At 64.5% G+C, this 21,139-nt stretch carries 17 protein-coding genes and 2 pseudogenes; 16 read left to right on the top strand and 3 right to left on the bottom strand.

All coding sequences use genetic code 11. From position 1 onward, the window contains the following. Positions 1-62: 62 nt before the first annotated feature. Complete coding sequence (locus ABZN20_RS06720) at positions 63-2,777, bottom strand: cation-translocating P-type ATPase (RefSeq protein WP_367027166.1); 2,715 nt, start codon at positions 2,775-2,777, stop codon at positions 63-65. Positions 2,778-2,942: 165 nt separating this feature from the next. Between ABZN20_RS06720 and ABZN20_RS06715 the strand changes: the two genes are divergently transcribed. Continuing rightward, positions 2,943-4,574: an inorganic phosphate transporter gene (locus ABZN20_RS06715; protein WP_367027165.1), complete on the top strand. Its 1,632-nt coding sequence runs from the start codon at positions 2,943-2,945 to the stop codon at positions 4,572-4,574. A 27-nt stretch (positions 4,575-4,601) separates the two neighbouring features. On the opposite strand, the gene ABZN20_RS06710 is transcribed toward ABZN20_RS06715, so the two are convergent. Further along, positions 4,602-7,031, bottom strand: coding sequence for an AMP-binding protein (locus tag ABZN20_RS06710; RefSeq protein WP_367027164.1), 2,430 nt, complete (start codon positions 7,029-7,031; stop codon positions 4,602-4,604). Between the two features lie 138 nt (positions 7,032-7,169). Here ABZN20_RS06710 and ABZN20_RS06705 point away from each other — a divergent pair, with 138 nt between their 5' ends. Beyond that, positions 7,170-7,826: a hypothetical protein gene (locus ABZN20_RS06705; RefSeq protein WP_218807164.1), complete on the top strand. Its 657-nt coding sequence runs from the start codon at positions 7,170-7,172 to the stop codon at positions 7,824-7,826. A gap of 105 nt (positions 7,827-7,931) precedes the next feature. Continuing rightward, the gene (locus ABZN20_RS06700) at positions 7,932-8,561 is read left to right on the top strand and encodes a DUF47 domain-containing protein (protein ID WP_367027163.1); all 630 of its coding nucleotides are present in this window, start codon (positions 7,932-7,934) and stop codon (positions 8,559-8,561) included. Positions 8,562-8,639: 78 nt separating this feature from the next. Here ABZN20_RS06700 and ABZN20_RS06695 read toward each other — a convergent pair whose 3' ends face one another. Beyond that, on the bottom strand, positions 8,640-8,966 hold the full coding sequence (locus tag ABZN20_RS06695) for an RNA recognition motif domain-containing protein (RefSeq protein ID WP_255556512.1): 327 nt from the start codon (positions 8,964-8,966) through the stop codon (positions 8,640-8,642). Positions 8,967-9,394: 428 nt separating this feature from the next. On the opposite strand from ABZN20_RS06695, the gene ABZN20_RS06690 reads away from it, so the two are divergent. The 13 genes and pseudogenes from ABZN20_RS06690 (at position 9,395) to bstC (ending at position 21,129) form a co-directional block, all read left to right on the top strand. Beyond that, positions 9,395-10,759: a DEAD/DEAH box helicase gene (locus tag ABZN20_RS06690; protein WP_218807162.1), complete on the top strand. Its 1,365-nt coding sequence runs from the start codon at positions 9,395-9,397 to the stop codon at positions 10,757-10,759. Between the two features lie 249 nt (positions 10,760-11,008). After that, positions 11,009-11,992, top strand: coding sequence for a sterol desaturase family protein (locus ABZN20_RS06685; RefSeq protein WP_367027162.1), 984 nt, complete (start codon positions 11,009-11,011; stop codon positions 11,990-11,992). 91 nt (positions 11,993-12,083) lie between these two features. Continuing rightward, positions 12,084-12,260 (top strand): annotated as a pseudogene (locus tag ABZN20_RS06680) (transposase); the annotation flags it as partial. Beyond that, positions 12,260-12,847 (top strand): IS5 family transposase, encoded by a 588-nt coding sequence (locus ABZN20_RS06675; RefSeq protein WP_367025145.1) that lies wholly within the window; start codon positions 12,260-12,262, stop codon positions 12,845-12,847. The pseudogene ABZN20_RS06680 and the gene ABZN20_RS06675, both read left to right, overlap by 1 nt. Before the next feature lie 216 nt (positions 12,848-13,063). Next, positions 13,064-14,656 carry an ATP-binding protein gene (locus tag ABZN20_RS06670; protein ID WP_218807160.1) on the top strand — a complete coding sequence of 531 codons (1,593 nt, stop codon included), beginning with the start codon at positions 13,064-13,066 and terminating at the stop codon, positions 14,654-14,656. Between the two features lie 128 nt (positions 14,657-14,784). Further along, positions 14,785-15,213 (top strand): antitoxin Xre/MbcA/ParS toxin-binding domain-containing protein, encoded by a 429-nt coding sequence (locus ABZN20_RS06665; RefSeq protein ID WP_218807159.1) that lies wholly within the window; start codon positions 14,785-14,787, stop codon positions 15,211-15,213. After that, entirely contained in the window at positions 15,213-15,449 is a 237-nt protein-coding gene (locus tag ABZN20_RS06660) for an RES family NAD+ phosphorylase (protein WP_367027544.1), read from the top strand. Before ABZN20_RS06665 ends, ABZN20_RS06660 begins: the two co-directional genes overlap by 1 nt. Positions 15,450-15,486: 37 nt before the next feature. After that, a pseudogene (locus tag ABZN20_RS06655) lies at positions 15,487-15,663 on the top strand (transposase); the annotation flags it as partial. Then, entirely contained in the window at positions 15,663-16,250 is a 588-nt protein-coding gene (locus ABZN20_RS06650) for an IS5 family transposase (RefSeq protein WP_367025145.1), read from the top strand. The pseudogene ABZN20_RS06655 and the gene ABZN20_RS06650, both read left to right, overlap by 1 nt. After that, positions 16,243-16,542, top strand: coding sequence for an RES family NAD+ phosphorylase (locus tag ABZN20_RS06645; protein ID WP_367027161.1), 300 nt, complete (start codon positions 16,243-16,245; stop codon positions 16,540-16,542). The genes ABZN20_RS06650 and ABZN20_RS06645 overlap by 8 nt, the downstream gene beginning before the upstream one ends. A 213-nt stretch (positions 16,543-16,755) precedes the next feature. Further along, on the top strand, positions 16,756-19,479 hold the full coding sequence (gene bstA, locus ABZN20_RS06640) for a sterol transporter cytoplasmic membrane protein BstA (protein WP_367027160.1): 2,724 nt from the start codon (positions 16,756-16,758) through the stop codon (positions 19,477-19,479). Beyond that, positions 19,476-20,321, top strand: coding sequence for a sterol transporter periplasmic substrate-binding protein BstB (gene bstB, locus ABZN20_RS06635; RefSeq protein ID WP_367027159.1), 846 nt, complete (start codon positions 19,476-19,478; stop codon positions 20,319-20,321). Before bstA ends, bstB begins: the two co-directional genes overlap by 4 nt. A 4-nt stretch (positions 20,322-20,325) precedes the next feature. Beyond that, complete coding sequence (gene bstC / locus ABZN20_RS06630; protein WP_367027158.1) at positions 20,326-21,129, top strand: sterol transporter outer membrane protein BstC; 804 nt, start codon at positions 20,326-20,328, stop codon at positions 21,127-21,129. Positions 21,130-21,139 lie beyond the last annotated feature (10 nt).

Genomic DNA, 21,139 nt, shown 5'->3' with positions numbered 1-21,139 from the left:
CGCAATGTACGGTCTCACGGCCCGCTACTCAATGACTTTGCGGTAATGTCGGGTAGCGGGGTTTAACCCCGGCGCAGGAATCCCGCCAGCTTGATCCGCTCCGTCCCCAGGAACACGGCCGCGGCCACTGCTCCGGCAACGGCCAGATCGCCCAGGGAGAGCGCGGTGGTATGGAAGGCGGCTTGCAATGGCGGCAGGTAGACGATGGCGAGCTGCAACAACACCGTGGCGGCGACGGCGCCGAGCAGCGCCGGATTCGATCCCCAGCCGAGCTGCCCGACCGGCCGGCTGCGGCTGCGCAAGGCCAGGGCGACGGCCATCTGGCTGAACACCAGCACCGTGAGCAGCATGGTCTGCCAGGCGCCGCTCCCTCCCAGCCAGTAGGCCAAGCCCACGCCCAGACTCAGTTCGGTGATCAGCGCGCCTACCGCCAGCATCAGGTTCAGGCCTCGCCTGCCGAAGATCAACTCGCTGGCGGACAGCGACGGCCGCTCCATCAGGCAATCTTCCGGCGGCTCCATCCCCAGGGCTAGCGCCGGCAGGCCGTCGGTGACCAGGTTCATCCAGAGTATCTGCAGCGGCAGCAGCGGCAGCGGCATCCCCAGGAAGGGCGCGAAGGTGACCACGGCGATTTCGCTGAGGTTGCAGCTCAGCAGGTAGACGATGAACTTGATCAGGTTGTCGTAGATCGCCCGGCCCTGGCGCACGGCGGCGGTGATGGTCGCGAAATTGTCGTCCAGCAGGACGATCTGGGCGGCTTCCTTGGCGACGTCGGTACCGATCCGGCCCATGGCGATGCCGATGTCGGCCTTCTTGAGGGCCGGCGCGTCGTTGACGCCGTCGCCCGTCATCGCCACGCTCCAGCCCTCGCTCTGGTAGGCTTCGATCAGCCTCAGCTTGTCCTCCGGCGCGACCCGGGCGAACACGGCGCAGCGTTTCACCGCATTCCGCAGTTTGGCGGGCGTCATGGCGGCGATCTCGCTGCCGCCGATCACGCCGCCCGAGGTGTCGATGCCGACTTCCTCCGCGATGTGGCGGGCGGTCAAGGGGTGATCGCCGGTGATCATCACCGCCTTGATGCCGGCCTGACGGCATTCGGCGATGGCTTGCATGACGGCGGGGCGCGGCGGATCGTAGATGCCGATCAGGCCGATGAAGCTCAAGCCGCTTTCCAGCGTCGCCTTGGCTGCCGCCGGCGGGGGGGCGTCCAGGCGGCGCGCACCCAGGGCCAGCACCCGCATGCCTTTTTCGGCCAAGGTGTCGTGCGCCTGCACGATCCGTTCGTGCCAGGCGGCGTCAAGGGGCTGCTCGTCGCCATCGACCCAGAGGGTGTCGGCGCGCGGGAGGACGGCTTCCACCGCGCCCTTGGTCAGGCCGAGGAACCGGCCGCCGGCGAGATACCGTACGACGACGCCGGGGCAGGCGCCGTCCGCCGCCGGGCCGTGGACGGTCGTCATGAGTTTGCGGCCGGCGTCGAAGGGGATTTCCCCGGTCCGGGGCAAGGCGGCTTCCAGTTCCGTCTTGAGCCGTCCTCCCCGGGCCGCGGCCAGCACCAGCGCCGCTTCGGTGGGCTCTCCCAGGACCCGGTAGGCGCCATGCGGGTCTTCCGGGTTCTCGATCAAGCCGTCGTTGCACAGCGCGCCGCCGATCAGCAGCAGATCGATGGCCGGATGGCCGGCGATTTCCGCTGCCAGTCCCTCCGCGTCCGGTTCGCCGAGCTTGAGTTCCAGCCGGTGTTCGGCGACGTCCAGCACGGAGACGGTCATGCGGTTTTCGGTCATCGTGCCGGTCTTGTCGGCGCAAATCACCTTGACCGAACCCAGCGCTTCGACCGCCGGCAGGCGGCGGATCAGGGCGCCCTGCTTCAGCATCTTCTGGGCGCCGAGAGCGAGGGTGATGGCGACCAGCGCGGTGAGGGACTCGGGCACGGCCGCCACGGCGAGGCTGACGGCGGTGAGGATCATGGTGCGGAAGCTCTCGCCCCCGGCGATTCCGAGCAGCAGGACCACGATGGTGACGCCGGCCACGCCGTAGGCGAGCGTGCGGGCGAAACCGTCGAGCTGCTTCTGCAGCGGGGTGGGTTCGGCGGTCACCGATTCCAGCAATCGGGCCGTGGCGCCCAGGGCGGTGGACGGTCCGGTCTCGGTCACGATGAAGCTGCCGCGGCCATAAACCACCTGGGTGCCGAGGTGGACCCTGTTGGTCCGGTCGGCGAGCGCGGTGGCGGGTTCCAGCACGGCGGCGGCGTCCTTGCGGACGGGGACCGATTCGCCGGTCAGCGCCGATTCCTGAACGCTGAGGTCGATGCTTTCGAGCAGCCGGCCGTCGGCGGGCGCGCCGTCGCCGGTCTGCAGCAGCACGATGTCGCCCGGCACCAGCCGGTCTGCGGGGATTTCACAGATACGGCCGCCGCGCCGTACGGTGGCCCGGCCGACCGCCATGCGGCGGAGCGCCTCGAGGGCTTTTTCCGCCCTGGATTCCTGCAGGAAACCCAGGACGGCGTTGAGCAGGACGATCGCCAGGATCACGCCGGCTTCCAGGGCTTCGCCGATGGTCAGGGCGAAGACGGCGGCGGCGACCAGGATCTGGACCAGCATGCCGGAGAACTGTTCGGTGAAGATGCGCCAGGGCGCCCGCGCGCCGGCGCTGGGGATTGCATTCGGGCCGGACGAAGCGAGCCGGTTGTCGGCTTCGGTCTCGCTCAGTCCGTGCCGGAGATCTACGTCCAGGCGGCTTGCCACTTCCTCGGATGTCAACGAATGCCAGGCTTGGTTCATGGTCGCGGCTCCTATCCGTGCAAGCCGCCATGATGGCCCGAAGCGCGGCGCTTGCCTAGAGCGGAGACTGTCACACGGCGGCAATGAGTGTGGCTTATGGTCTTGGCCGGTCGGCCGGATAGCCCGTGCCCGATATCGTATCGCTCTCCCTCAGGACAGGTGCTTATGACACAGAATGCTTGCGAAGCGGTTGCGGAGCCCATCGTGGCGGCGGTCGAGAAACCAAACCTGGAAACCCGTGCCGGACCGGTCGGGTCGATCGTATTCATGGGCCTTCTTGGCGTCGGCGCCACCTTCGCGGCCTACGGCCTGCAAAGCGACGTGGCCGGTGCCGGCACGGCGCTGGCCTTGGCGCCTTTGCTGCTGCTCGGGCTGTCGCTCCTGATCGCCCTGGGCTTCGAGTTCGTGAACGGCTTCCACGATACGGCGAATGCCGTCGCCACGGTGATCTACACCCATTCGCTGCCGCCGACGGTTGCGGTGGTCTGGTCGGGCGTCTGGAATTTCGTCGGCGTGCTGGTGTCCTCCGGGGCCGTCGCTTTCGGCATCATTTCGCTCCTGCCGGTCGAACTGATTCTCCAGGTGGGGAGCGACGCGGGTTTCGCCATGGTGTTCTCGCTGCTGATCGCAGCCATCTTGTGGAATCTCGGGACCTGGTATTTCGGCCTGCCGGCCTCCAGCTCGCACACCCTGATCGGCTCGATCATCGGCGTCGGCCTCGCCAACGAACTGATGCACCGGGGCGAATCCGCCACCTCGGGGGTGGACTGGTCACAGGCGGCGAAAGTGGGCCAGTCGCTCTTGATGTCGCCGCTCGTCGGGGCCGTCGCCGCCGGGTTGCTGCTGATCGTACTCAAGTTCGCCGTCACCAATCCCAAGCTCTACCGCGCGCCGGAAGGCTTGCGTCCGCCGCCGTGGTGGATTCGCAGCGTCCTGGTGCTGACCTGCACCGGCGTGTCGTTCGCGCACGGCTCGAACGATGGGCAGAAAGGGATGGGGCTGATCATGCTGATCCTGATCGGCATCGTGCCGACCGCCTATGCCTTGAACCGGGCGGTGCCGGACTCCTACGTGCCGGAATTCCTGGCCCTGTCGCGCGTCGTCGAGCAGGCGCTGGTGGAAAAGTCGGAAGGCCTGAAAGCCTTCGACGGCGATCCCAGGCCCGCGGTGACCGGCTTCATCCGGACCCGGCAACTGGGGCCGGACACGCTGGCGGCAACCGCGAAGCTGGTCGGGGAGATCGCCGCCACCATCGGAAAGAACGGTTCGCTCGCGCACATTCCCGTGACCAAGACCCAGAACGTGCGCAATGACATGTACGTCGTCGACGAGGCGATGCGGCGGTTGGAACAATTGGGTCAGCCGGCTTTCGACGAGCGCACTCAAAAGGAGATTGGCGGCTACCGCAAGGCTCTGGGGAATGCCACCCGGTTCATTCCCACCTGGGTGAAGGTCGCCGTCGCCATCGCTCTGGGCCTGGGCACGATGGTCGGCTGGCGGCGCATCGTGGTGACCGTCGGCGAAAAAATCGGCAAGCAGCATCTGACCTACGGCCAAGGTGCGTCGGCGGAACTGGTGGCCATGAGCACCATCGCGGCGGCGGACATGTATGGCCTGCCCGTGTCGACGACCCATGTGCTGTCGTCGGGTGTGGCCGGGACGATGGCTGCCAATGGCTCAGGCCTGCAATGGTCCACGGTCCGCAATCTGGCCATGGCATGGGTGCTGACCTTGCCCGCGGCCATCCTGCTTTCCGGGAGCCTCTTCTTCCTGTTTCACCAGATGATCGCCCATTGACTCCGGTCTGCGATTGCCGTTGCCGGCTCAGGGCGGGTTTTGTAGCAGTCGTCGCAGGTCTTCTTCGATCCGGTTGAGCATCTGCCCGTGGGTTTCGGTCTCGCCCGCCCGCAAGGGGCCGCCGAAGCGCACGTTCACTGGCGCTGCGGCGCGCGGCACGATCCTGCCCGGCGGCATGACCTTTTCGGTGCCTTCGATCGCCATGGGCGCGACCGGCACGCCCATGTCGACCGCGATGGTGCCGGCGCCCCGGCGGAGCGGCTGGATACCCCGTCCGCTCCGGTTCATCTGGCCTTCCGGGAAGATCAGCACGTTCCAGCCATCGTCCAGGAGGCGGCCGATGAGTTCGAGGCCGGGACGGATGTTCTCGTCGGGCTCGCTGGGGAGCGGGAACGCGTTGAGCGAGAGTTCGCCGATCGGCACGGCCCAGCGGTAGCGGGTGTACAGCACGCCGGTGGCGGCGGCGATGGCGAGGCGGTAGCGGAAGCGGTCGGGCAGGGCGAAGCTGGCGATGGCGGAATCCAGGTAGCTGCGATGGTTGGCCATGAAGATCACCGGGCCTTCCAGCGCCGCCAGGTGTTCGAAGCCCGAGACCCGGAGCCGGCAGAACGGCGCGATCCACCATTGCAGAAAGACTTTCTGAGCCAGGGGGCGCAGCTTCGAAGCCCAGGGCGACAGCGACCAGCGGGGATAGGCGGCGAGTTTCGGCATCCGGCCCTGGCGCCGTTCCAGCAAGGCTTCGAGGTCGGCCACCGTGGTCTGCGGGCCGATGTCGGTTTCGTCCAGGCAGACGCCGAGATCCTCTTCTATGCGCGCCACGGTTTCGATGCGGAGCAGGGAGTCGAGCCCCAAGTCGGCGACCACGCGGGTGTCGCCGCTCAAGGCGCCGGCCTCGGCTCCGGCCACCTGGGCCAGGAGAAGCCGAAGCGGTGTCGTCCGTCCGGAGGGGTGGGCTTGAGCCGCCGGCTCCCGGCGTAGCCGGCGCAGGACTTCCTCCTTCTTGACCTTGCGGGTGACCGAGCGGGGGAAGTCCGGCTCCGGCCATACCGACCAGCTCATGATGTGTTGGTGCGGCGCCAGGTGGCGGTTGGCTTCCGCGACGATCTCGGCGGCCCGTGCCTCGTCGCCCAGCAGCACGGCGTGGATGAGGGTGCGTCCCCCGCTTTCCAGCCCGACGACGGCACTGTCCGTGACGCCGGCTATGCGGTTGAGCACCGCTTCGATGTCCTCGGGAAAGACGTTTTCCCCTCCCGGCCCCAGGATCATGTAGCGCTTCCTGCCGTGGACGTACAGGAAGCCGTCGGCATCGAGGCGGCCGGCGTCGTCGGTCTTCAGCCAGCCGTCGGCGAAAGCCGCTTCGGTGCGTGCCGGATCGCGGAAATAGCCGGCCATGACCATGGGGCCCTTCACCAGGATCTCGCCGTCGGAGGCGATGCGCAGTTCGGCTTCTTCCAGCGGCTTGCCGACCGAGCCGATGCGGTGGGCCTTGGGGGTGTTGGCGGCGATTACCGGGCTGGTTTCGGTCAGGCCGTATCCCTGCAGCACTTCGAAGCCCAGCGCCCACCATTTTTCCTCGACGATCGGATCGAGCGGAGCGCCGCCACAGACGATGGTCCGTAGGGACTTTGAAATCCGCGCCCTGATCCTGCCTCTCAACAGTGGCCGCAGGAAGCCGGGAATCCTGCCGATGCGCGCTTCCAGCCGGTCCATCATGGTCTTGAGGACTTCCGGCACCGCGACCAGGTGGGTGGCGGGCGTGTGCGCCAAGGCCTCGAGCACACTGCGGGTGGTCGGCGCGGCGAGGTAGCTGACCGGACAGCCCGCGGCGAGCGGGCAGAACAGGCTGGTCATCTGGCCGTAAACGTGGAAAAGCGGGACCAGGCTCAGCACATGGTCGCCCGGTTCCAGCGGGACGGCACGGGCAACCGCCTCCAGGTCGGACAGCAGGTTGGCGTGGGTGAGCATGACGCCCTTGGGGGCGCCCGTGGTGCCGGAGGTATAGATGATCTCGGCCAGTTGCGCGGGATCGGCGGGGCCGGCCGGCCGATCGGATGGCGCCGTGCCGGGACGTTCGAGGTCGATGACGGGCAACGGGGCGCCTTCCCAGCGGCAGCGGGGCGAAGCCAGTACCAGACTCGGTCCGGCCGATCGAGCCAGGTTGTCGAGCTGTTCCGGCGGGCTTTTGGGATTGAGCGGCACCACGACCGCGCCGCGTGCGGCGATGGCGAAGAAGGCCGCCACCCAGTAAGGCGAATTCTCGGCGAAAAGAAAAACCCGGTCGCCGCTGCCGACGCCATGTTCGGCCAGCAACGACGCCAGGTTCCCGACACGGGTTCCGAGCTCGAGGTAGCTCCAGCGAAGCGTGCGGTAGCGCGGACGATACTGCATGGCGAGCCGGGGACCGTAACGGCCGACCACGCCGTCCAGAAATTTGGGAAATGATGCGACCGTTTCCATTCGTTTGGCCTCGAGGTTGCGGCGGGGGTGCCTCTTTAAGGATACTGCGATTCCTGGCGCCGTCCGCCCGTTTCGCCATCTGAAACCGGGCGGACGAATGTCGTGAACCCTCGAGTTTTCTCCCGAACGACTTTCCTCATGAATGACAAGGCCAAGGATGCGGCATTTCGTGCCTGGACCGACCGGCTCAAATATCGGATCGCCTTCCGCACCAGGGTTCGCATTCTGTTCGGCATCATCCTGCTGCTCGGCCTGGCCGGTGCGGCCGCCGATCTTCGGCCGGGAACCTGGCTCAAGTATTTCGATCTCGACCGGGAATACACCGTGCCCGCGCTGTTTTCGGGCGGTCTGCTGCTGGCGGCGGCGTGGGAGTCCTTTACCGCGGCATCTTCGAAGCGGCTCGGCGCCTGGTCGTTCGCGCTCGCGGCCTTGTTTCTCGAGATGGGATTCGACGAGCTCCTGATGATACATGAGCGCATCGAGCAGGCCGCCGGTGTCGACTGGCAGATTCTTTACCTGCCGCTCATGGCCTTTGCGGGCATCGCCTGGCTCTTGGTCTTCACGCAGCTGCGGGATCGGCGGCAACGGCTATTATGGATCGCCGGCGCCGTCGCCTGGGCCGCATCCCAATTGTTCGAGGCCGCCGAATGGGGATGGGGGGCGGAAACCAAGATTCCTCTGCCCGGATACCTCTATCTGGTGCATGTCGAGGAGTTGCTGGAAATGTCGGGCTCTTCTTGTTTCCTGCTGACGCTGTTGCTCTTGAACGGTGGCCCTTCGATTTCACGGAAATGACACGGAACGATAACGTTCCGTTGGAGGAAGCCGGAAATTCATCATGGTAGTTTGTGACGGATATCTCCCGCGTACCGCCATTCCGCCCGCCATGCTGAAATCGACATGAATTTCGATCACGCCGACCGTTCGCTCAAGAAAATATTCCAGGACCATCTGAGCTGTTGCGTCGAGTGCGGCCAGGCGTTGGAGCAGCTGTTCGCCGAGCTCGATGCTGCCGAAACGCACATCGGTTTGATCCGGCAGCTCGAGGAAAAGGGCGACGCGCTGATGCGCGAAGCCTACGACGCGCTGGAGACCGCACCTTATTCCGAACTGGTGCCGCTGATCCAGCAGTTCGCCAGGCATGTCGATGACATTCTCGACGGCCTGAACGATACCGCCCGGGTGATCGACATCTTCACGCCGCAGCAGGCGGAAGCCGCCGCCCTCGATCTTCTCGAGATTACCCTTTCGATGGTCCGGCGGCTGTCGGCGGAAATGGACCACTATCCGGAAAACGCACCCGCGGGCATCAAGCAATGCCGAGAGGAGCTCAAGGCGTCGGAGGCGAGCGCGGACCTGGTGTATCACGAGTGGCGGAAGTCCCACCGGCGTTACAGCACCCTGTCGCTCCTGGCCGAATGGGACTGGACCGAGATTCTGGGAATCCTGGAAAAAACCACGGATTCCTGCTACCACGCGGCGCTCGTGCTCGAGCGCATCACCAAATACCGGTTGAGACAGGCTTCCTGAGGCGCCACCGCCGGCCTTCCGCGGGGCGGGCGGCCGGCGGTGGGTTCGGCCCGGGAGCCGGAACGGCGCCTTCCGTGCTCAGTAGCGCCTGCCGCCGCCCCGTTTCGCGTCGCCACCGGTGCCGCCGCGCCTCTCCGGCGGACGGGCTTCGTTGACCATCAGGTTGCGCCCGTCCACTTCCTTGCCGTTGAGTCCGGCAATGGCGGCTTGAGCCTCCTGGTCGCTGCCCATTTCCACGAACCCGAATCCCCTGGAGCGGCCGGTGGCGCGGTCCATGACCACCTGTGCCGATTTTACGGTGCCGTACGCTGCGAAAGTCCGTTCCAGATCGGCATCGCCGACGCGATAGTTCAAGTTGCCTACATATAGCTTGCTGCCCACGAAAGACCCCCCGTCGAGGTTCATGAAAACCCGCAATCCACAATAAAACAAAAATGCCTCATTCGACAGGGGCGGGGCGAAAAAATATTTCCGGGCGCCTTCGCCGCCGGGACGGGCGCGCATGGGCCGGGGAGGCGACGGGCGCTGCAAAAAATCATAGGCAGCTCCTGCTGTGTGGGGATGATTTGCTTAAGTAATTGACAACTAAGCAAAGATTTAGGCTGCAACTGGGGTTGGCGAAGAGAAACTCGCCGGGGCGGAATTTTCCGGGCTCTCCGACGGGGTTTTTCGGGTGACATTCGGGGGCGAGCCCCTTATACTCCTAATTCGGCACGTTCAACCAATCATCGCGCCGTCTCCTTTTTGTTCCTCCCGATCCCTTGAATCGTCTGCCTCGATTGGTGCCGCCTTGCTTACGATGCGGCAGGCCGTCGCAGGACACTTACCTTAATATGTCATCAGAATTGAATTCTGCCGGCCCGGCATTTGCCGATTTGGGGCTGGCTCAACCCCTTTTGCGCGCGGTTTCCGAAGCCGGTTACGTCAATCCCACGCCGATTCAGGCCCAGGCAATCCCGCTTCTGCTCGCCGGCGGCGATCTGCTGGCCGCGGCCCAGACCGGGACCGGCAAGACCGCCGGCTTCACCTTGCCGATCCTGCACAGGCTGCTGGAGAAGCAGGCACCGCGCCGGCCGCGGCGTCCGCGCTGCCTCATCCTTACGCCCACCCGCGAATTGGCGGCCCAGGTCCAGGAGTCGGTCCAGACCTACGGCAAGCATGTGCCGCTGAAATCCACGGTCATGTTCGGCGGTGTGGGGCTCAACCCCCAGGTTCGCGCCCTCCAGGCCGGCGTCGATATCCTGGTCGCTACGCCGGGCCGGCTGCTCGACCATTGCGGACAGAAGACGGTGGACCTTTCCGGCGTGGAAATCTTCGTGCTCGACGAGGCGGACCGCATGCTGGACATGGGGTTCATCCGCGACATCCGCCGGATTCTGGGATTGCTGCCGAAGCAGCGGCAGAACATGCTGTTTTCGGCCACGTTCTCGGATGAAATCCGGGCGCTCGCCGACGGCCTGCTGAACAATCCCGGCTACGTCGAAGTGGCGCGCCGCAACGCGGCTTCCGATCTGGTGGACCAGACAGTTCACCTCGTCGCCCAGGAGCACAAGCGCGATCTGCTCGCCCACTTGATCCGCCAACACGACTGGCGCCAGGTGTTGGTATTCACCCGGACCAAGCACGGCGCGAACCGGCTGGCGGAGAAGCTGGCCGAGGACGGCATTCCGGCGGCGGCGATTCACGGCAACAAGAGCCAGTCGGCGCGCACCAAGGCGCTGGCGGATTTCAAGGACGGCAGGGTGCCCGTCCTGGTGGCGACGGACATCGCGGCACGCGGCCTGGATATCGACCAGCTGCCGCATGTGGTGAATTTCGAGTTGCCGAACGTGCCGGAGGACTATGTCCATCGGATCGGCCGCACCGGGCGGGCCGGCAACGCCGGCTCCGCCGTGTCGCTGGTGGCGAAGGAGGAGCTGAAACTGCTGAGCGGCATCGAGCGTCTGATCAAACGCCCGATCCAGCGGGGGACGGTGGAAGGCTTCAGTCCGCCGCCCCGCCCGCAGATCGAGCGCAGGGAAGACCGGCCGCGGCGTCCGCAGGAGATGCGCGAAACCGGCGGGAGGCAGTCTCCCGCAAGCCAGCCGAAGGCGCGGGCCGGCCTGGGGCCCCGCAACGCCGCCCGGCATTCGCCGAAGCCGCAACAGCGGCAGGGAGGCAGCCGCTTGCGCAGCCAGGGGGGCGGCAAGCGCGGTTGACGGTGCGCCGCGAGCCGGCGGGCGCTCCGCCTTGCCGGTTCCGGCTGAGCCGCCGTTCTTTTCGCTCAACAGTTTGTCACCCCGCGCTTTGTTGCTGGCGCCGCCCGCAGCGGATAGTCTGAACCCGGCCTTGGATAAGCCGTAGCGGCGCGGAGGGGATTCCAATCGTTCCTCCCGTATTGAGCGGAGCCGTCCCCGCCGTGGGCTGCCAAGGCGTCTTTCAGACAGCATTCGTGCGGAGGAAAGATCATGATCCTGAGCAATCTGACGTCGCACCTGAAGTTCCCCGGCATCGACCGTCTGTGGCCGGATGTGGCCGTCGAGGACGCGCTGTCGGCGGCGATTCTGCTGACGTTCGCCTGCCTGATGGCGATCGAGGTCCGCCACCGCCGGGGCGTGCGCACCAACCCCCTGGTGCGGAAATCGTACCGGACGAACCTATCCCTGTTCCTGTTCAACGACCTGCTGATGTCCGCGCTGTCGGTGTCCTCCCTGCTGGTGTTGGCGGAGCATCATGCCGGCGGGGGGCTCCTGGCCGGTGTGAGCAATCCCTGGCTCCGCGGGGCGCTGGCTCTGATTCTGCTGGATCTGGTACTGTACCTGTGGCACTGGGTCAACCACCGCCTGCCCTGGCTGTGGCTGTTCCACAAGGTGCACCACAGCGACCGTTCGATGAACGTGACGACCGGTTTCCGGCTGCATTTCGCCGAGGTGTTGTTGACGGTGCTGGTCAAGGCGGGCTTCATCGTGGTCACAGGTGTGCACGCCGCTCAGTTATTGCTCAGCGAGGCGCTGATCACCCTGGCCGTGTTGTTCCATCATGCCGATATTTCGTTCCGGGGCGAGCACAAATTGGGCCGTCTCTTCGTCGTGCCGAGCCTGCACCGTGTGCATCACTCGACGCTGCGCGGCGAGCACGATCGCAATTACGGTGCGCTGTTTTCCATCTGGGATCGGTTTTTCGGCACACTGCTGGAAGCCCGGCCGGCACAGATCGGACTGCGCGAGGTGGAGGCCCTGGGTTTTGCCGAAACCTTGAAATTCGGCTTCACCTATGCCTACGGGCCGGCGCCACGTCCCCTTCGGCTTCGCTCAGGGCGGGCATTGGAGCCGATGATCGCAGAAGCCGCCTATTTCCGGGCCGAAAAGCGCGGGTTCGTTCCGGGGTTCGAAATGTTCGACTGGCTGGCCGCGGAGCGGGAAATCGAGGAGCGGATGAAACGCGGCCGCTAGTGGGCCGTCCCCGACGCGACTTTTTTAGAACCTGTCTTGAAAAACAAAACGTAGTAAAGTCAATGGTCCCTGGACCTGACGAGCGAAGCCATTGAGTTATCCGAGTGATTTGAAAGAGCACGAATGGGCGCGGATAGAGCGCTACTTTCAGCCCAATGATCGGCGAGGCAGCGGGTGTAAGCATTCGCGAAAACGCATCGTCGATGCCATTCTGTACTTGGTGAAAACGGGTGCCCAGTGGCGGCAGTTGCCCAACGACTTTCCTCCGTGGAAAACGGTGTACGACCATTTCAGCCGCTGGAACAAAAACGGCGTTTGGGAACGCGCGCTGGACGACTTGAATCGGCAACGGCGAAAAAAAACGGCAGAGCGCCCTGTCCCCGCTACGGCATCATTGATTCGCAAAGCGTCAAAACCCAGTACGACAGCGAAGAGCGTGGCATCGACGGCGGCAAAAAAGTGAAAGGCCGCAAACGCCATATCGTGGTCGATGTCTTGGGCAATCTGTTGCACGTCCAGGTTCATGCCGCCAACCTTCACGATACGGTGGGGGCTTGCGAGGTGCTGCGTCGAGCCGCGGAAAAGCATCCCGGTCTACAGGCCTTTTCCGGCGACGCCGGGTATCGCGGCACCGCCGTTCGGTTTGTCGACGAGACCTTGGGGTTGACGCTGCATATTTCCGAGAAGATCAAAGATGGCTTCGCAGTCCTGCCCAAGCGCTGGGTGGTCGAGCGCACCTTCGCTTGGCTCGGGTCGTTCCGCCGACTCGCCAAGGATGTCGAAATCCTCACCGCCACTGCCGAAAACATGATTCGCATCGCCATGCTCAAGCTGACTCTTGCTAAATGTGCTTAAACTTTTACCAGACAGGTTCTTACTTTCTGGGGGGGCGATTTGGATGGGCAAGGGATTCAGCGAAGAGCCGCTACCGCGACGGGGATTTTGAGTCGGGTCTCCGCGCCCTGCTTGAAACGGCATCGGACCGGGGCGGACGGGACAACATCACCGTCGTGAACGTGGCCACGGCCGCGCCGAATCCGGCCTGAATCGGCCTGCCCACAGAGGGTCATCATGGAACGCTTTTTCAATATCGCCGGACCGAACAAGCCCGAACTCAACTTTACGTTGGACCCATTGCGGCGCATCCATCTGGAAGAAGTGCTTGGCCTGATCGAACAGCAGCGCTATTTCATTCTGCACGCACCGCGCCAGACCGGTAAGACGACCGCCTTGCTGGCGCTGATGGCCCATCTCAACGCCGGAGAGCGCTATCGAGCGTTGTACGTCAATGTAGAGACGGCCCAGACCGCCCGGAACGACGTGAAGGAAGGGATTTCCGCGATAGTGCGCAATCTTGTGGAAATGGCGCGGTTCTACCTGGGTGACGAACAGCCGGACCAGCTATTGCGCGATGTGGTAAGAGCCGAAAGTCCCCACGACTGGCTGCGCTTGCTGCTGCAGCGCTGGTCCGCCGCCGATCGGGCGCGTCCGGTCGTTTTGCTGATCGATGAAATCGATGCCCTGGTGGGCGATGTGCTGATCTCAGTCCTGCGGCAACTGCGTTCCGGCTACGCCCAGCGTCCGGCCGGATTTCCCCAGACCGTCATTCTTTGTGGCGTTCGGGACGTGCGGGACTATCGCATCCGTACCTCCGCCAACGAAATCATCACCGGCGGTTCGGCCTTCAATATCAAAACCGAGTCGATAAGAGTGGGCAACTTCTCCCAGGCCGACGTCTCTGAGCTTTATGCCCAATATAGCGCCGAAACCGGCCAAGGATGGACAGAGGGCGCAATGGATCGGGTATGGGATCTGACTCAAGGCCAGCCTTGGCTGGTCAACGCCGTTGCACGGGAGGTGACGGAAAAAATCAGGCCCGACCGCTCCGGCCCTATCACCGAAGCCCATATCCTCGAAGCGAAAGAGCGGCTGATCCTCGCAAGGGCCACCCATCTCGACCAGTTGGCGGACAAACTGCGGGAGCCGCGGGTCCGGAGCGTCATCGAGCCGGTGCTGGCCGGGACGGCGGAAAGCGTCGATCTGCCCGACGACGACCTGCAATACGTCTACGATCTCGGTCTGATCGTACTCAAACCCCAGGTAAGCATTGCCAACGAACTCTATCGAGAGGTCATCCCCCGGCAACTGACCTGGAGCACCCAGCACATGCTCGCCCAGGATACCGCCTGGTATGTCCGGCCGGACGGCGGGCTGGACCTCGCCAAGCTCCTGACCGCGTTTCAAGACTTCTTCCGCCAGCATTCCGAGCACTGGGTCGAACGTTTCGACTACAAGGAAGCCGGTCCCCAGTTGCTGCTGCAGGCCTTCCTGCAGCGCGTCGTCAACGGCGGTGGACGGATCGAACGGGAATACGGCCTGGGGCGCGGCCGCACCGACTTGTATCTTGAATGGTACTACGGCAAGACCCTGCTCACCGCCGAGCGCACCCAACGGGTAGTGCTGGAACTCAAACTACAGCACCATGCCCGCGAAACCGTAATCGCCGAAGGACTGGCGCAGACCGCCGCCTATGCCGAGCGTTGCGGCGCGGACGATGCCCACCTGTTGATTTTCGACCGCCGGCCGGCAGTGGCCTGGGACGACAAGATTTTCAGAGAAACTCAGGAGTATCAGGGGCGACGCATCGCCGTCTGGGGCATGTGACGCATTGGTACGGCGAAGCTGGCCGAGCTGGGGAGCGGATTTGCAAGTTATACGGCTTGCCTTGTTGGAGAAATGGAATCATATGATCCGTAATTACCGCATCAATTGATCCTTTTTGAGGTTCAGCAATGGTTTTCGTCCCTCCAGAAAAGATCGCCGCAGTGATGGCGCTCACTCCTCTTCCTCATTCGTTTGCCGAACTCGACGCCTTGGTAGCGCAGGGATTGCCCAAAGGCGCCCTGAGATCGAGCGTAGAGCGGGTGTGCAAAAGCGCGGAGGACCGCAAGCGTTTGCTGCACCGCATCATCCCCGAGGCGACCTACAAACGCCGCCGGGACAGGTTGACGGCGGAAGAATCGGAACGGGCCGAACGCTTGGCGCGCGTGTATGCGACTGCCCAATACGTTTGGAATTCGGACGACGACGCGAGGGCGTTTCTGCAAACCCCCCATCCCATGTTGAACGGGCGAACCCCGCTTGACGTATCCTTGACGGAACTCGGTGCTCGCCGCGTTGAAGAGCTGCTCTGGAAGCTGTATTACGGCATTGCCGCGTGATGCGAATCTTCCGGATAGCTGACGGGCGCCATCCCATCTGGGATGGCACCGGAGCGGCACTGCTTGGCGGACGCTGGAATAGCCCTGGGAAGCAGGTGATTTATGGCGCGTTGAGCTATTCCTGCGCCATGCTCGAGATACTCGCGCACGCGGGGATTGGCCGTGTCCCCACGTCGCATCGCTTCGTCGTAGTGGATGTTCCGGACTCAGAACCTGTCTTGAAAAACAAAACGTAGTAAAGTCAATGGTCCCTGGACCTGACGAGCGAAGCCATTGAGTTATCCGAGTGATTTGAAAGAGCACGAATGGGCGCGGATAGAGCGCTACTTTCAGCCCAATGATCGGCGAGGCAGCGGGTGTAAGCATTCGCGAAAACGCATCGTCGATGCCATTCTGTACTTGGTGAAAACGGGTGCCCAGTGGCGGCAGTTGCCCAACGACTTTCCTCCGTGGAAAACGGTGTACGACCATTTCAGCCGCTGGAACAAAAACGGCGTTTGGGAACGCGCGCTGGACGACTTGAATCGGCAACGGCGAAAAAAAACGGCAGAGCGCCCTGTCCCCGCTACGGCATCATTGATTCGCAAAGCGTCAAAACCCAGTACGACAGCGAAGAGCGTGGCATCGACGGCGGCAAAAAAGTGAAAGGCCGCAAACGCCATATCGTGGTCGATGTCTTGGGCAATCTGTTGCACGTCCAGGTTCATGCCGCCAACCTTCACGATACGGTGGGGGCTTGCGAGGTGCTGCGTCGAGCCGCGGAAAAGCATCCCGGTCTACAGGCCTTTTCCGGCGACGCCGGGTATCGCGGCACCGCCGTTCGGTTTGTCGACGAGACCTTGGGGTTGACGCTGCATATTTCCGAGAAGATCAAAGATGGCTTCGCAGTCCTGCCCAAGCGCTGGGTGGTCGAGCGCACCTTCGCTTGGCTCGGGTCGTTCCGCCGACTCGCCAAGGATGTCGAAATCCTCACCGCCACTGCCGAAAACATGATTCGCATCGCCATGCTCAAGCTGACTCTTGCTAAATGTGCTTAAACTTTTACCAGACAGGTTCTCAATATCGATCGAGCGTTTCGACGTAGCTGCCTTGCCCAAAGGTTGGGATGCCGAAGACAGCGCTTCCGCCAAAGCCTTTGGCGACAGGTGGCTAGACGAAGGCAGGAGCGCGATATTGGGCGTTCCTTCCGTCGTTGCCAGGCTGGATTGGAACGACTTGGTGAACCCTCGTCATCCCGACGCCCGGCTGTTGCGTCCGTCCGACCCGAAACCAGTGATTTGGGACAGGAGGCTGTTTGAACGAGGGCTATGGCGGGATGATGGTGGTTAGTCATCTCTTATTGGTAGGCAGTTGCCGGCCGTCGAGTCTGGGCTACGGGGCGCGACACGTACGTGTAATGTTCCGTTTTCTTGCCCGCCCAATTAGACTATGAGCGAAAAGCATCACCGAGAAGTGCTTTTTTAATGTCTGCGCCTTGTCGGCACTCGACCGGGCGGAGGTAACGCGGCGCCGTTCCGCAAGCCTTGTAGCCAATCGCTTCGAGTGAACATTCCCCAACTGGCCGCCAATGTGGCCGAACGCTTCGCCCGCAGGCCGTGGCGGGTCCTGGTCGTCGCCATTGCACTCTCGGTGCTGTCTCTCTGGGCGGTTTTCCAACTGCCGGTCTATACCTCCCGCCAGGCCCTGCTGCCGCACGACAACGCCGTCGCCCAGCGTTTCGACGCTTTCCTGAAGAAATTCGGCGCCGCTTCCGACCTGATCGTCGTCCTGGAAGGGCCGCCTCCGGATGAACTGAAGACATTCGCCGACGAATTGGCGACCGCTCTCGCTGCCGAGCCCGAAATCGCTCAGGCGACGGCCAGGGTCGATCTGCGTTTTCTGCTGGAGCATGCCTACCTGGCGGTGGCCGAGGACCGGCTGAAGGCACTGGTCGGCATGCTGGAAAGGTTCGGGGCGGGCGCCATCCCCGGCGATTCCCCGCAGGTCGACGCCGCTCTGGACCGCCTTCGGGAGCGGCTCGAAGGGGCGCCCGCCGCGCCCGATGCCGGCATCGACATTCCCACCGCCGAGGCCGGGCTGAAACTGCTGGGGGCGCTGCTCGACGAGTGGCACCGCTGGCTTACCGCGGGGGAGGTGCCGGCGGCGCTCGACTGGAATCGGCTGCTGGCCGGCCAAGGCGGGAGCGAGATCGCCAACGATGGCTATTTCGTCTCGCGCGATGGGCGGATGTACTTCCTGTTCGTACACCCGGCGAGCGCTTCGGAGGACTTCGCCACCACCGGGCCGTTCATCGAAAAGGTGAGAGCCGTGGCGGCAGCTCAAGCGGCCAAGGCTCGCGCGGCCGGCCGCGCCGCGCCGAAGGTGGGCCTGACCGGGTTGCCGGCCATCGAGTACGAAGAGCACGTCAGCATCCGTCATGACATCGTTCTCGTCATCGGTTCCTCCGCCGGGCTGATCGTCCTCCTGATCCTGGCGGTGGTGCGGAGCTGGCGCTGGGCGCTGGTCATCTTCGTCCCCATGGGCCTCGGCGTGCTGTGGAGCCTGGGCCTGGCGCTGGTCACCGTCGGCCATCTCACCCTCATCACCGCCAGCTTCATCGCGATCCTGTTCGGCCTGGGCGCGGATTACGGCATCTTCACCTCGGCGCGCATTGCCGAGGAGCGGCGCCGCGGCAGGCCGCCGATCGATGCGATCGGCGCGGGGATCGGCGCTTCCTTCAAAGCGGTGTTTACCGCCGGCGGCGCCTCGGTGGTGATTTTCGGCGCGTTGGCCACGGTGGACTTCCCCGGTTTCTCCGAGCTTGGGCTGGTGGCGGCCAAGGGCGTATTGCTGATCCTGGTCAGTACCTGGATGGTCCAGCCGGCGCTATATGCCTTGCTGCCGCCGAAACTCAAGCCGTTGCCGGCTGCGGCGTCTGTCGGGGAGGGCGAGCCGGGCCGTCTGCCTTTCCGGGGAAGCGTTGCCGTTGTCGTGGTCGCGGGGTCGTTGGCTGCGGCGGCATTCGGCATCGGACGCGGCTACGAGCTTCCCTTCGATTACGACGTGCTTTCGCTGTTGCCGAAAGATTCCGAAGCGGCTTACTACCAGAACCGTATGGTCGCGGAGAGCGACTACCAGGCGGAAGTGGTCATCTTTGCCGCGCGTGATGTCGAAGAGGCCCGACGCATCGCGACGGACGCGGCCAAGCTGGACAGCGTGGCCAAGGTGCAGTCGCTCACGGACCTGTTTCCGCCGGACGCCGATGCGCGCGCCCTCGAGGCCCGGCGCATCGGCGAGCTTGCCGCGGGCGGCGGCTATGCGGCCAAGTTGGCCGGGCTCGCCGGCATCGGCCTGCCGGACCGGACTTTCGGACGCGTGCGGGCGGTTCTGGAAAAGGGTGGCGAGTTCGTCGACCAGTCGCAGGAACTGGCATTTTCGGCCGGGCATTCCGGGCTGGTGGCGGAGCTGGAAGACCTACGGGGACGTCTGGACGCGGTCCGGTCCGGCATCGAGGCCGATCCCGCCCAGGCCCGGGAGCGCAGCGAGCGGTTCTTCCGTGCGCTGCTGTCGGCGGCGGAGCGCGGTGTGGCGCTGCTGGCGGACTGGCGCAAGGCACGGCCCATCACTCCGGACCAGCTTCCGCCGGCCCTGCGGGACCGGTTTTTCGCCGCCGACGGGACGGTCGCCGTGTACGCTTTTCCCGCAAAAACTGTGTATGATCCCGCCAACCTCGACAGGCTGATGCAGGAGATTTATGGAGTCTCGCCCGAAGCGACCGGATTCCCGGCCACCCATCAGGTATTCTCCAAGTCCGTGGTGGAAAGCTTCACCCATGGAACCCGGGCGGCGGTGGCCGTCTGCCTGCTGTGGCTGGCGCTGGTCCTGCGCAACTGGCGCGGTTTCGCCCTGGCTTCCATGCCTTTGCTGATCGGCGGCGGCTGGATGCTGGGGCTGATGGCCCTCGGCGGCATCCGCTACAACTACGCCAACATCATCGCGCTGCCTCTGGTGATAGCCCTGGCGGTGGATTACGGCGTATGGTTCTCCCAGCGCTGGTTCGAGCTTAAGGACCGTTCGCTGACGCAGATCAACCGGGTGGCGGGGCGCGTGATCGGGCTCGCCGCCGGGACCGAGCTGGCCGGACTCGGGGCGATCACCCTTGCGAACTACCGCGGCGTGTCCGCCCTGGGCGTCAACATCACCATCGGCCTCCTCTGCTGCCTGTCCGCGACCCTGTGGGTAGCGCCGGCGATCGGACAGCTTCTCGATTCAAGAAGGAAACCATGACATACAAGATTTCGCGCACTTTCCTCCTGGCGGCCCTGCTGGCTCCCCTCGTTCCGGCGCTGGCAGGCGACCCCGCCCCGGTGGTGGTCTGCTACCCGGGGGGACCCGTGAACGAGCACGACGCCGATCAGGCGATGGATGCGATGCTCCGGGTGGTGGAGCGGGTAGGACAGTGGCCCGAGAAGAGTTTCAGCAGCGTGTTTACCGCGAAGGCGGCGGATTGCGGAAAACTCATGGCGGAAAAGAAGCCCGCCTTCGCGATCACCTCGCTCGGGCTCTACTTGGACATGCGCGGCCAATACGATCTGGTGCCGGTGGTTCAACCCCGGATCGACGGGCGTACCAGTGAGCGTTACCGGGTCGTGGCGCAGAAGGGCAGGTTCCACGGCATGGAGGAGCTCAAGGGCGGGACGCTGGGCGGCACCGTGCTGGACGAACCGGCCTTCATCGGCAAGATCGTGTTCGCGGGCAAGTACGACCCGGAAAAGGATTTCGCCCTCCAGCCTTCGCGCCAGGCGATCCGGGCCCTGCGCTCCCTGGACAAGGGCGAGCTGGATGCGGTGGTACTCAATGAACAGCAGTTCGCGGGCCTGAGCGCGCTGCAGTTGGCGAACCCGGTGGAGACGGTCTTCACTTCCGCGGAGATTCCGCTGATGGGCGTGGTGGCCAATGCCAGGCTGGCTCCGGCGCAGGATCGGGCGCGGTTCGCCAAGGCGCTGGAAACGATGTGCGCCGATCCCGACGGCAAGAGGCTGTGCGATCTGTTCGGCATCCAGTCTTTCGTGGCGGTGGATCCTGCCGTGTTCGATCCCATGGCCAAGCTCTGGCTGGCCCGGAACTGACGCTTTGCGTACCGTTGGTCTGCTCGCGGCCGGCATTCTGCCGGTGGTCCTGGCCGGTTGCGGCGGCCTTCACCGGGATGGCGTTCCGGCAGGCCAGCCTGTGGGCTGTCCCCGGTTGACGGCCGCTGCCTTGAGCGCCAGCCAGGACTCGCTCGGCCCTTCCAGCGAAACGCCGGAGCTGGAGTGCGCCCTGGATTTCCTGCGCGGTTCGGACGACCCCGCGTTGCGCCGCAGCTCCCTGGGCAGCCGGCTCTGCCTGCATCTCGCCGAGCGCAATTCCGATCCGTCGGAGCGCGAGCGCTTTGCCTGGGAGGGCGTGAAGCTCGCCGAAGCCGCGCTGGCGCAAGGCGGAAAGGACGACGGTGCGGTCCATTATTATCTGGCCGCGAACCTGGGGCTGGCCGTCCGCGACGATATGACGGCGGCGATGGCCAATCTGCACCGGCTGGAAGACGAGTTCAAGGCGGCGGTGAAATTGAGCCCCGATTTCGATGACGGGGGCCCCCAGCGTCTGCTGGGCATGCTGTACCTCAAGGCACCGGCCTGGCCCGCGGGGATCGGCGACGGCGACAAGGCACTGGACCTGCTCGGACAAGCGGTGGAAAAGCATCCCGGGCACCCCCTCAACCATCTGTTCTATGCCCAGGCTCTGTGGGAAGTGAACGGCGAGAGCGAAGGCGGGCGCGTCAAGGAAGAGATGGCTGCCGGGTGGAAGTTGCTGGAGTCCGGAAGCTGGGGATACAACAAGAAACCCTGGAAACAGGAGTTCGCCGATCTGCGCGAGGAGATCGGGGAGCCCGCCAAGTAGAATTCTCCCT

The sequence above is a fragment of the Methylococcus sp. ANG genome, assembly GCF_040730495.1.
Taxonomy (GTDB): Bacteria; Pseudomonadota; Gammaproteobacteria; order Methylococcales; family Methylococcaceae; genus Methylococcus.
This window is presented reverse-complemented; position numbering and strand designations above follow the sequence as displayed.